At 48.3% G+C, this 12,132-nt stretch carries 12 protein-coding genes; 1 reads left to right on the top strand and 11 read right to left on the bottom strand.

Annotated elements, in window-relative coordinates; all coding sequences use genetic code 11:
- Positions 1-51: 51 nt before the first annotated feature.
- From rpoZ to V7728_RS08705, 5 genes are all read right to left on the bottom strand, one after another.
- Positions 52-255 (bottom strand): DNA-directed RNA polymerase subunit omega, encoded by a 204-nt coding sequence (gene rpoZ, locus V7728_RS08725; RefSeq protein ID WP_003154346.1) that lies wholly within the window; start codon positions 253-255, stop codon positions 52-54.
- 3 nt (positions 256-258) lie between these two features.
- A complete protein-coding gene (gmk, locus tag V7728_RS08720) occupies positions 259-873 on the bottom strand; it encodes a guanylate kinase (protein WP_003154347.1) in 615 nt (204 codons plus the stop codon).
- Between the two features lie 7 nt (positions 874-880).
- Positions 881-1,150, bottom strand: a complete 270-nt coding sequence (gene remA / locus V7728_RS08715; RefSeq protein ID WP_003154355.1) for an extracellular matrix/biofilm regulator RemA — start codon at positions 1,148-1,150, stop codon at positions 881-883.
- A gap of 76 nt (positions 1,151-1,226) precedes the next feature.
- The gene (locus V7728_RS08710) at positions 1,227-2,102 is read right to left on the bottom strand and encodes a YicC/YloC family endoribonuclease (RefSeq protein ID WP_007409745.1); all 876 of its coding nucleotides are present in this window, start codon (positions 2,100-2,102) and stop codon (positions 1,227-1,229) included.
- 81 nt (positions 2,103-2,183) lie between these two features.
- Positions 2,184-4,856, bottom strand: a complete 2,673-nt coding sequence (locus V7728_RS08705) for a calcium-translocating P-type ATPase, SERCA-type (RefSeq protein WP_099566736.1) — start codon at positions 4,854-4,856, stop codon at positions 2,184-2,186.
- Positions 4,857-4,975: 119 nt separating this feature from the next.
- On the opposite strand from V7728_RS08705, the gene V7728_RS08700 reads away from it, so the two are divergent.
- On the top strand, positions 4,976-6,682 hold the full coding sequence (locus tag V7728_RS08700; protein WP_031378752.1) for an Rqc2 family fibronectin-binding protein: 1,707 nt from the start codon (positions 4,976-4,978) through the stop codon (positions 6,680-6,682).
- Between the two features lie 423 nt (positions 6,683-7,105).
- Here V7728_RS08700 and V7728_RS08695 read toward each other — a convergent pair whose 3' ends face one another.
- The 6 genes from V7728_RS08695 to V7728_RS08670 form a co-directional block, all read right to left on the bottom strand.
- Positions 7,106-7,594: a precorrin-2 dehydrogenase/sirohydrochlorin ferrochelatase family protein gene (locus V7728_RS08695; RefSeq protein WP_076424117.1), complete on the bottom strand. Its 489-nt coding sequence runs from the start codon at positions 7,592-7,594 to the stop codon at positions 7,106-7,108.
- Positions 7,575-8,360: a sirohydrochlorin chelatase gene (locus V7728_RS08690; RefSeq protein WP_099566735.1), complete on the bottom strand. Its 786-nt coding sequence runs from the start codon at positions 8,358-8,360 to the stop codon at positions 7,575-7,577. Before V7728_RS08690 ends, V7728_RS08695 begins: the two co-directional genes overlap by 20 nt.
- Complete coding sequence (gene cobA / locus V7728_RS08685) at positions 8,361-9,134, bottom strand: uroporphyrinogen-III C-methyltransferase (protein ID WP_007409740.1); 774 nt, start codon at positions 9,132-9,134, stop codon at positions 8,361-8,363.
- Between the two features lie 124 nt (positions 9,135-9,258).
- The gene (gene cysC / locus V7728_RS08680; RefSeq protein ID WP_007611313.1) at positions 9,259-9,852 is read right to left on the bottom strand and encodes an adenylyl-sulfate kinase; all 594 of its coding nucleotides are present in this window, start codon (positions 9,850-9,852) and stop codon (positions 9,259-9,261) included.
- A gap of 13 nt (positions 9,853-9,865) precedes the next feature.
- The gene (gene sat, locus V7728_RS08675) at positions 9,866-11,014 is read right to left on the bottom strand and encodes a sulfate adenylyltransferase (RefSeq protein ID WP_007409738.1); all 1,149 of its coding nucleotides are present in this window, start codon (positions 11,012-11,014) and stop codon (positions 9,866-9,868) included.
- 48 nt (positions 11,015-11,062) lie between these two features.
- Positions 11,063-12,127: an inorganic phosphate transporter gene (locus V7728_RS08670; protein WP_012117522.1), complete on the bottom strand. Its 1,065-nt coding sequence runs from the start codon at positions 12,125-12,127 to the stop codon at positions 11,063-11,065.
- Positions 12,128-12,132: the final 5 nt, after the last annotated feature.

The following is a 12,132-nucleotide window of genomic DNA, read 5'->3' as shown; positions in this document are numbered from 1 at the left end:
AAACGGAAAAAAATAACAACCTATGTAGAGATAGGTTGCTACGTGTGCTTGTTATTCGCTGTCTTCTCTTTCAAACGAAAGCAGGCCCGCGTCAATTTCTTCTAAAGCTTTGCCTACATATTTGTGAGAAATGGTATGTTCAATCTGCTGGTCTTTTTTGATCTGCATTTCACGCGCGCGTCTTGCAGACACGGTCACCAGCGTATATTTAGAATCTAATTTATTCATTAAAGAGTCAATTGACGGATCTAACATAAGTTATTCTACCTCCAGCATTTTCTTATATCTCGGAGCGACGCGTTCACGTTTTAAGTGCTCGGCGAGAACGATTGCGTTAATCTTATCACAAGCCGTTTGGATATCGTCGTTTTCAACGACATAATCATACGCGTCCATCATTTCGATTTCAGCTTTTGCGGCATTCATTCTGTTTTCGATTAAATCGTCGGTTTCAGTTCCTCTTGTCACGATTCTGTTTTTCAGCTCAGAAAGACTCGGCGGCGCTAAGAAGATAAACAGGCCTTCCGGAAATGCATTCCGCACTTGGAGCGCGCCCTGCACTTCAATCTCTAAGAAGACGTCTTTTCCTTCTTGAAGCGTCTGTTCGACATAATCAACGGGCGTTCCGTAATAGTTGCCGACATATTCTGCCCACTCAAGCAGTTTGTTGTTTTCAATCATGCGTTCGAATTCATCTCTAGATTTAAAGAAATAATCGACGCCATCGACCTCGCCCTCTCTCGGGTTTCTCGTCGTGACTGAAATTGAGTATTCAAATTTCGTGTCCTGTTGTGAAAATATTGCTTGCCGAACCGTTCCTTTTCCAACTCCGGAGGGACCTGAGAGAACGATTAATAACCCTCTTTCTTTCATGCGGCAATTACCCCTGCCCTTCATCCATAATTTCTTCTTTCACAGAAAGTCTGTGTGCAACTGTCTCAGGCTGGACGGCAGATAAGATAATGTGATCACTATCCATGACGACAACTGCACGGGTTCTTCGTCCGTATGTAGCGTCTATTAGCATTCCGCGGTCTCTTGCATCCTGGATCATTCGCTTTATTGGCGCAGACTCCGGGCTGACAATCGAAATCATCCGATTGGCGGAGATGATATTGCCAAATCCGATATTAATCAGTTTAATCGTCATCTTCTACGTTCCCCCTGTAAAATAGACGTCTCTAGTGTAACCTGAAGAGGCCGTCTGTAAACAATACGCACAGTCGCTATTCTATATTTTGCACTTGTTCCTTCAATTTTTCAATAGAACTTTTCATTTCAACGACAAGCTTTGTGATTTGATGATCATTGGCTTTTGAGCCGATCGTGTTTGCTTCCCGGTTAAGCTCCTGAACAAGGAAATCAAGTTTGCGGCCGACTGCCCCGCCTTCTTTTAATATATCACGGAATTGAACAAAATGGCTCTTCAATCTGGTAATTTCTTCCGTTATATCAGAACGATCGGCGAAAATGGCGCATTCCGTGATCAGCCTGCTTTCGTCGAGCGCATCCTCCGTCCATTCCTTCATTCGGGCGTAAAGACGCTCGCGGTATTGAATAACAACGGCAGAAGCGCGCTCTTTCACCTGTTCGGACAGCGTCTCAAGCCGCTCGATGTGCAGAAAGCAGTCTTCCGCCAAAAGCCGTCCTTCTTTTTCCCTCATGTCACAAAGTTCCTTTACAGCCAGCTCAGCGGCTTCCCTGATGACTTCTTCAAGCTTGTCATCACGCATCTGTTCTTCGTGTATCTGCGCAATATGTTCAAATTTAAAGAACTCCATTGCATCGGGTTCTGCGGCCAGGCTGTAGCGCTCTTTCATGACGCGTGCGGCGCTCACATATTCATCAAGGAGCTCCCAATCGATGTTCAGGCTTCTTTTTATGAGCGCGTCACTGTTTACAGTGAGAAACAGCTCTACTCTTCCGCGCTGTATATGCTGCAATATCGTTTGTTTCAGCTTATCCTCTACATATAGCAAAGGCCGTGGCAGGCGGGCGTTCACTTCTTTGAACCGGTAATTGACGGATTTCAATTCAACGGTTGCCGAGAGATCGCCTTTTGTGCTGCTTGCGCTGCCGAAGCCTGTCATACTCCGTATCATATGAAACACCCAATTCTTTCCCGTTATCAAAATAAAAGGGCAATAGACATGCTATTACCCCTAAGATTATATCATATGGAATTATTTTTTTCTTGTCAAAAGTGAACCCGCCAGCAAAAAAGTAGGTATGCCCGACATACCGATAATCAGCATCCAATCGCCCGGCGTAATCGGCACTGTTTTGAATATCGGCTGCAGCGGCGGATAATAGATGACGATGACCATCAGGAAGATAGAAGAAATGATGGCCCCGAGCAGATAGATATTTTCAAACGGATTCCGGGAGAAAACAGACGTTTCGCTCCGGCAGTCAAACACGTGTATAAGCTGAGCCAGGACAAGAGTCGCGAATGCAACGGTCTGTGCGTAGGGCAGATTTTCAGGATTGCGGTGATAGACGATGATAAACGCTAAAATGGTTGCAGCTCCGATTAAAAACCCTCTTGATACGACTTTCCAGCCCAGTTTTCTCGCAAACACTCCTTCTTTCGGATGCCGCGGCTTCCGCCTCATCAGGTCTCCTTCCGGCTGATCCATACCGAGGGCCATCGCCGGCAGCCCGTCAGTGACTAAGTTCACCCACAATATCTGAATCGGAACGAGCGGCAGCGGCAGAGCGAGAAGCATCGCAAACAGCATCACTAAAATTTCACCGACGTTGGAGGCGAGCAAATAACGGACGAATTTTCTTATATTTTCATAGATATTCCGTCCCTCTTTTATGGCTGATTTAATCGTAGCAAAGTTATCATCTACCAGAATGAGAGAAGAGGCTTCCTTTGCCACATCCGTTCCCGTCACGCCCATGGCAACGCCGATATCTGCCTGCTTTATGGCCGGCGCGTCATTAACCCCGTCTCCCGTCATGGCGACGACGTGTCCGTTTTCCTGGAACGCTTTGACGATTTTCAATTTATGTTCAGGCGACACGCGTGCGAAGACGTAGACATCATCGACCGTTTCGATAAGTTCTTTCTCCGTAAGCTCATTCAGCGTCTTGCCGTCCATCACACGCCCCTTTTTCGGAAGAAGACGCAAATCTTTTGCAATGGCCTTTGCCGTTTCGACGTGATCCCCTGTGATCATAACCGTTTTAATGCCGGCTTCACGGCATTCTTTAATCGCCTGTCTGACCTCCGGACGGGGCGGATCAATCATGCCTGACAAGCCGAGTATCGTCAGATTTTTTTCCGCCTGCTCCATTGTCGGCTTTTCTCCGGGCTTAAGCGGTTTATAAGCAATCGCGATCGTACGCAAAGCTTGCGACGCCAGCTCTTTCAGAACCGCTTCCGTTTCTGCTTTCTTTTCTCCTGAAAATGGCGCGCTTCTTGCGTCGTACATCAGATGTGACGAGCGGTCAATCAGCACATCGGGCGCTCCTTTAGTGATGACGAACTGCTTTTTTTCCTGATCCTCTACAATGACGGTCATCATTTTGCGGACGGAGTCAAACGGAAACTCGGCAACCACGCGGTAGTGCCCGCTGAGCCAATCGTTTGAATAGCCGCCCTTTCTTGCAGCCGTCAGCAGCGCTCCTTCTGTCGGATCGCCGTCGAGTACATAATGGCCGTCTTTCAGTGCGATTTCGGATGTGTTGCACAACGCGCCGAAAACCAGCATCTGTTCAAGAATCTTCTCATCTTTCGGCTTGATTTCCCGCTCATCTCGGGTGAAAACGCCCTCCGGCTCATAGCCGATGCCTGACACTTTAAATGTTTTTCCCCCTGACCACATATGGGTGACGGTCATTTTGTTTTGTGTCAGCGTGCCGGTTTTATCAGAACAAATGACAGAGGCGCAGCCCAATGTTTCAACCGCCGGGAGCTTTCTGACAATTGATTTTTGTTTGATCATGCGCTGGACGCCGATTGATAATGCCACCGTAACAATGGCGGGAAGCCCTTCCGGAATCGCAGCGACGGCCAATGACACCCCGGCCAAAAACATGCTGTAAAGCTCATGTCCCTGTAAGACGCCGACTGCAACGACCAATACCGTTAAAAGGAGCGCGACGATAATTAAAATTTTGCCGAGCTCTTCAAGTCTTCGCTGCAGCGGTGTCGAAAGGCTGCCGGCGGATTCCAGCATATCGGCGATTTTCCCCATTGCCGTATTCATTCCTGTACCGACGACGACGCCGACACCGCTGCCGCGCGTTACGATCGTACCCATAAACGCCATATTGCTGATGTCGCCTAACGAAACATCCGGCTTTCTCAGTTTATCAGCTTGTTTAACCACCGGAATTGATTCCCCGGTCAGCGCTGATTCCTCAATTTCAAGGCTTTTCGCTTCAACGATCCGCACATCCGCGCCAATCCGGTCGCCGCTTGAAAATTTCATGATATCGCCGGGAACGAGCTCCTTGGACTGAATTTTCTTCCAGCTCCCGTCCCGCAACGCTGACACATACGGCGTTGACAGCTCTTTTAATGCATGTAAAGACTTTTCCGCCCGCCGCTCTTGAAAAAAACCGAGAACCCCATTGACAAATACAATCGCCATAATCGCTACGGCATCTACATATTCGCCTAAAAACCCGGATATTAAGGTTGCCGCCAGCAGCACGAGCACCATAAAATCTTTAAATTGGGCGAAAAACACGGCGATCGCCAGTGTCCTCTTGCCCTCCTGAAGCTCGTTCGGTCCGTGCTTTTCAAGGCGTTTTTTCACCTCTTTTTCGGTCAACCCCTGTTTAATGGACGTATTTGTTGCTTTCAGCAAATCGGTTTGTCCCATTTCATGAAACTTCATTCTTCTCGTCCACTCCCCTGCCTCGCTTTAGAGATGTCACTCTGTAAACAAGCTTATTCTGACTCGTCCCTTTTCATGCTATAATTATCGAATGCAGGAAGAAGGAAAGGGTGTTTTATATGTCTTTTGATGGCATGTTTACATACGGAATGACACATGAATTAAACAGCCGGATCGCCGGAGGCCGGATTACGAGAGTCCATCAGCCTTTTAAGCACGATGTGATATTTCATATCCGCGCTAACGGAAAAAACCATAAATTATTATTATCGGCGCATCCGAGCTATTCACGGGTGCACATGACAAACCAGGCCTATGAAAATCCGAGCGAGCCGCCGATGTTTTGTATGCTGCTCAGAAAGCATATAGAAGGCGGATTTATTGAGAAAATAGAACAGGCCGGATTAGACCGGATTATGATATTCCGGATAAAAAGCAGAAATGAAATCGGCGACGAAACCGTCAGAACACTGTATGTTGAAATTATGGGACGGCACAGCAATATTATCCTGACTGACGGAGAAGGAGCCATCATCGACGGACTGAAGCATTTATCTCCGTCGATGAACAGCTACCGGACCGTTCTGCCGGGATATGATTACAAGCTTCCTCCCGCTCAGGAAAAAATTTCGCCGCTTGCCGCGGATGAAGAGGACGTTTTGCGTTATCTCAGTTTTCAGGAAGGACGGCTTGACCAGCAGATCGTCAGACACTTCTCCGGTGTTTCTCCGCTGTTTGCAAAAGAAGCCGTGCACAGAGCGGGTCTCGCTAACAAAATAACGCTGCCGAAGACGCTGATTGAAATGTTCCATGCCGTGAAAGATTGCAGGTTTACACCGAACATTACGACAGCCGGCGGAAAGGAATACTTTTATCTCCTGTCTCTCACACATGTAAACGGTGAGGAGCGCACCTTTCACTCACTGAGTGAGCTGTTGGACCGGTTTTATTTCGGCAAGGCGGAACGCGACCGCGTCAAACAGCAGGCTCAGGATCTCGAGCGGTTTGTCGCAAATGAACGGAAAAAGAACGCCAATAAGATAAAAAAGCTGGAAAAGACGCTCGACTACTCAGAAAATGCGAAGGAATTCCAGCTATACGGCGAACTGCTGACGGCGAATTTGTACATGCTGAAAAAAGGTGACAAAGAAGCGGAAGTCATCAATTATTATGATGAAGAAAGTAAGACAGTGACCATCCCTTTAAATCCGAACAAAACACCTTCAGAAAACGCGCAGATGTATTTTACAAAGTATCAAAAGGCGAAGAATTCCGTCGAGGTGGTAAAAGAACAGATCCGTCTGGCCGAGGAGGAAATCGCTTATTTCGATCAGCTGATCCAGCAGCTCTCCTCCGCCTCCACAAAGGATATTCACGAAATAAGGGAAGAGCTTGTGGAAGGCAAATATCTGCGACCGAAACAGCAGCGAGGACAGAAAAAACAGAAGCAGCACGTTCCTGTTTTGGAGCAATATGAATCTTCACGGGGATTGACGATTCTTGTCGGCAAAAACAATAAACAAAATGAATACTTAACGACAAAAGCTGCCGCAAGGGATGATTTATGGTTCCACACGAAAGACATTCCCGGTTCCCACGTTGTGATTAAAAGCAGCGATCCGGATGAACAATCCATACTGGAGGCGGCTGCGATCGCCGCTTATTTTTCCAAGGCGAAAGATTCCGGCTCCGTTCCCGTTGATTATACAAAAATCAGACACGTGAAAAAGCCAAACGGCGCAAAGCCCGGATTTGTCACCTATGACAGCCAGCATACCGTATTTGTCACACCTGATGCCGACCTTGTCATACGGCTGAAAAAATAAACGCACCTCCAAGCTGAAACCCGCACTCAGCTTGGAGGTGTTTTTTATTACTTATAAACGGAGACGACACTCTCCCAGCCGTCAGAACCATCTATACAGTATCTGATCAGTTTCCCGTCATGTCTGCCTGATCCGCCGGGGGCCGTCTCTGATTAAAGCGGTCACACCTGATTTGGCGGCGGATACTGTCACCTTCCCTCGCCGCACCTGAGCACATCCGGGCGGGTCTCTGACCTTTCCTTTGTATGCGGGCGGAATCCAGGCGGAATTGGGATCAGATACATATTCCGCATCACTTCGCAACCCTGACCGCTTGCCGGCATATACCGTTCAAACTGCCCGCTTTCGTTTTGAATTGTTCACATTCGGGGACTGTGAGGACAGTATAAAAAACACCCTGCCTGATGACAGACAAGGTGTTTTTTATGGTCTTCTTCTTTTCTCAAATAATCGATCCACTTCTTCAGCCAAATCAGCAGTAATGAGAGGCTCTAAGTCCTCAGCCAGTCTTTTCGTATGTGCCGGGCTTGCGCCGCTTGTTGATACGGATACTTGAATGCGCCCTTTGCGGATGATCTTCGGCATATACACGCTGCCCTGTTCAGCATCGCTTACACAATTGACCAGCTGCGTTTCAGAAGCGCTCGCGGCTATCTCCTGATTCACGCTGCGGTCATTTGTCGCGGCAATGATGAAAAAAGCGGGCGCGAGATCCTTCATTTCAATTTTACGGGAAACCCAGCGGATGCGCCCTTCATCCGCCAGCTGTTTAATTTCGGGCAGGGCATCGGGACTGATTACAGTAATATCCGCGCCTTCCGGAAGCACCGTTTTGAGCCTTCTTAAGGCAACATTGCCTCCGCCCGCGATGATAATTCTTTTTCCGCTTAAATTAATGTGCAGAGGCAGCATACTGTCCCCCCTTAAAATCAAACTGACCGCCGGGGTTTCGAACAGCTTCTGACACACGGTTCAAAAACGCCTGCTTAATATGCGGGTGAAAACCTAAGTATGAAGCGAGATGAACATTTTGATTGACCGTTTGAAGCTTTTGAACTTCCCGTTCAATCTCAGTCATTAAAAGCCCGGTAAACAGAAGATATGGAACGATAAAAACGGGTGCTCCGTCATCCTCTTCAAAGCCGGCAAACACTTCTTTATAGTGCGGATCACATGCTGTTAAAAAACAAGGGATGACTTCTTTAACAGGTGTAATCGCCTCAAGTTTTCCGGCAATCTCACTGACTGCGTTCTTAACTGCCGGATCTGTGCTTCCTCTTCCGATCAGCACCACTTTCGCCTGCTCAATGGGCACTCCGGTATCTTCAATGCGATGATGCACCGCTTTTACGACTTCATCGTCCACTCCGATCGGAACACCATATGTCACTTTTATATCGGGATGCAGGGCCGCCGCACGGGCGATTTCAGCCGGAATGTCATGTTTTGCGTGGGCAGCGGTCAACAGCAGCAAAGGCACGGCCGCAATATGAGTGGCGCCTTGTCTGACACATGCTTCAAATCCCGCTTCAATAGACGGTTCCTGCAGTTCTAAAAAACAAATTTCCTGAATGGGAGCGTCAGCGTGCGGCATGCACCCTTTTAAAAACGCCGCCGACTCTGTCTGCGCTTTTTTCAGCCTGCTTCCGTGCCCGATGTATAAAATCGCCTGCTTCATTTACAACGCCTCGCTCAAATCCAGATTTTTCTGTTCAGATGCATACCAGTCCAGTTTGCAGTGATAATTGACGACATCGCCGATAACAATTAAGCTCGGGTTTTTGATTTCTTCTTTTATCACTGTGTCTGAAAGCGTGCCGACGGTGCAGACGACTGTTTTTTGCCTGTCCGTCGTTCCCCAATGAATAAAGGCTGCCGGGGTGCCGGCGTCTCTGCCGTTTTCCAGCAGCATTCTTTCAATCTGCCGGATATTTTTAATTCCCATATAAATCACCAGCGTATCAATGCCCGTCGCCAGCGCTTTCCATTTTTCTTCAAAGTCGTCTTCTTGTTTATAATGTCCCGTAACGAATGCGACATTGGAGCTCGCCTCTCTGTGCGTCACGGGAATGCCGGCATAAGCAGCAGCCGCGATTCCTGATGTAATGCCGGGAACGATCTCAAACGGAATGGCGTTTTGTGCGAGAGCCTCCGCTTCTTCGCCTCCGCGGCCGAAAACAAACGGGTCGCCCCCCTTGAGCCTTACAACGGTTTTCCCCTTTTTCGCATACTTCACAAGGAAACGGTTGATCGTATCCTGTTTCATAATGTGAAAATCCGGGAGCTTGCCGCAGTAAATCAGATCCGCTTCTTCTCCGGCATACTGTAAAATCTCTTTGCTTACCAATCTGTCATATAATATAACGTCCGCTTTCTGTATGGCTTTCATTGCCTTCACCGTTAATAAGTCCGGATCTCCCGGACCGGCTCCAACGATAAATACTTTCCCCATAGCATGTCTCCCCGATCCGTTTTGAAATCTTCCCAGAACAGCCGCGAGGCCGCACTTCAGCTATTTTACCATATCCCGCCATTGCGGGGGATATCCGGCTGATTGCGCGGCCTTTTTGGACCTATTATGCTAAGCTGTTTTTCACAAAGTCAACCAGTCTTCCGGTGCATTCTTCGCGTTCACATTTGCCTGAATCAAGTACGAGCTCAGGCGCTTTCGGCTCTTCATACGGTGAGTCGATCCCCGTAAAGAACGGAATTTCACCATTTCTTGCTTTTTTATATAAACCTTTCGGATCGCGCTTTTCACATATATCGAGGTCGCATTTCACATAGATTTCATTAAATTCGCCCTCCGCCACAAGCTCTCTCACCTGATCTCTGTCCTCACGGAACGGAGAAATAAAAGCCGTGATGACGATGGTTCCCTGCTGAACGAAAAGCTTCGCCACTTCCCCGATGCGGCGTATATTTTCCTTGCGGTCATCATCGGAAAAACCTAAGTCCTTGTTTAAGCCGTGGCGGATGTTATCACCATCAAGCACGATGACTTGATAGCCTTGTTCAAACAGCTCGCGCGCTGCGGCGTTTGCAATCGTGGATTTTCCTGAACCGCTTAAGCCCGTCAGCCAGAGGATAGAGCTTTTATGCTTGTTTTTCTGCTGGTATTCTTCTTTCGTTATTGAGGCTTCATGCCACACGATATCACGATTTGTCACTCTATTTTCCTCCTTAAGAAACGCCTGCTTCTTCTTTCGTTTTCAGCCCTTTAATCAACACCTCGACAACTTCAGGACGGCTGAATTCCGCCGGCGGCATGACGCCGCTTCGCAGCATTTCTCTGACCTTTGTTCCTGACAGAATGACGTGGTCTTCTCTGTCATGCGGGCATGTTTTGGCCGTTCCCATGTTGCCGCATTTCTGGCAGAAGAAGCTGTGCTCGAATTTCATCGGTGTAATCCCGAGTTCATCCGCTGTAAATTGATCAAAAAGCTCTTGCGCTTCATATGTGCCGTAGTAATCACCGACGCCGGCATGATCGCGGCCGACGATAAAATGCGTGCAGCCGTAGTTTTTGCGGACAAGCGCGTGGAAAATGGCTTCTCTCGGCCCCGCATACCGCATAGCCGCCAAAAATACGCCGAGGAACACGCGGTCTTTCGGATAATAATGATCGAGCAGCACCTGGTAGCTTTCCATTCTGACATCCGCCGGAATGTCATCTGATTTTGTTTCACCGACGAGCGGGTTCAAAAACAGGCCGTCAACCGTCTCAAGCGCGGTTTTTTGGATATATTCGTGGGCGCGGTGGACCGGATTTCTCGTTTGGAAACCGACAATGGTTTTCCAGCCCTTTTCTTCGAAGCTTCGTCTTGTATCGGCAGGTTCAAATGTAAACTCGGGAAACTGCTTTGACGCTTTTTTAACTAATGTGATCGGCCCGCCGACATACGTATCGCCGCGTGAAAATAATTTTTTCACGCCCGGATGCGCGGCATCATCGGTTTTATATACGTGAACGGCTTCTTTTTGTTTATCCGGCGTATAAATATCTTCGATGTCGACTACGCCGTATGTTTCTCCGCCGTAAGTCAGTTTCACCGTGTCGCCGACGGCAAGCTCAGCCGCTTTTTCTGAATCGACCGGAAGCGTGATCGGCAGGGACCAGACAACCCCGGATGCCAGACGCATATTTTCAACGACTGACACGTAATCTTTTTCTGTGAAAAATCCTTCAATCGGGCTGTACCCCCCGATCCCGATCAGCTCTAAATCAGCGAACGAAATCAAATCAAGCTCAATTTCTTTTTGGACGGATGTAAGATCATACTGCTCATTTACCCGATTAATTAATGTTCCTCCGTGCGGTGCTAAACTCATAATACATGATTCCTCCCAGTTAACAGATAAATAAACTCAGATTAATAGTTAAATGCCTCCGCCTTGTTCATGGACAGAGCGTTTCTCTTTTCGGATGGCTTTCATCAGACTGGCGGCTCCGCCAGCTGCCAAAAGCACGCTGGCCATCATAAAGATGGAATAGTAATCTCCTTTTAACAGCAGGGAGACAAGCAAATACGAAATCGACAGTGACAAAAACGGCGAAACGACCCATACTTTGAGCATCGTTTTCACGACTTCTTTATGAAAAACGTTCGGCCCGTTTTTGGCCATTCCGATACCGATAATTGATGATGATGTGACTTGCGCCAATGGGACCGGCAGACCGAAGACTGAACTGATAATGACAAGCCCCGCGCCGGTTCCTGAAAGCAGTATGCCTTCTCCGGCTGAAAATCTCGTAATCTTTTTCCCGTTGGTTTCAAGCACTTTGCGTCCTAAAAGCAGAGCGCCGAGAGCGACAAAGATGCCTCCGTACAGCGTTCCTTTGGACACGCTGAGCACGCCCGCAGCAACCAAAGGGCCCACCGCATTTGCGACATTGTTCATTCCGGCTGAAAAAGCTTCCCAAAACCCCGCAATCAGCAGCACAATCCCTAAAATCTTCTGTTTCCGATTCGAAATGACTCGAATATTCAGAGAACTGAATACCTTTGAGACGAGAAACGTGAAACAGAACGCGACGAACGGTACAAGCACCCAAAAACTCACGATGACTAAAAGATGCTGTAAAAACAATACTTTGTACGCGACGCCGACACCGACAATCGCCCCGACAGTGACCTCACTCGTCGACAGCGGAATGCCGAGCACATTCGCCGTGAATAACGATAGCGCCGCCGATCCGATAATAATGCAGACAATGGTGAGCGTAATGGTTTGTTCGGGAATAATTCCGCCGCTGATCGTCTTAACGACTTCACCGCCGCCGATAACCGCCCCTGACAGGACTCCGGCCGCGCAGATGATCAGCGCATACGTTTTCTTTTTAACGGCGCCGGACCCGTAAGCGACTCCCATTGAAGCCGCGGCTCCGCTGGCTCCGATATTCATGGCAAAAAACAGGCAGAATAAAATAGCGGCTAATTCCATCGTGC

This window comes from Bacillus sp. JHAA (genome assembly GCF_036961585.1).
Lineage (GTDB): Bacteria > Bacillota > Bacilli > Bacillales > Bacillaceae > Bacillus > Bacillus velezensis.
Note: the sequence above shows the minus strand (reverse complement) of the source record. Positions and strands in the feature narration are given on the sequence as shown.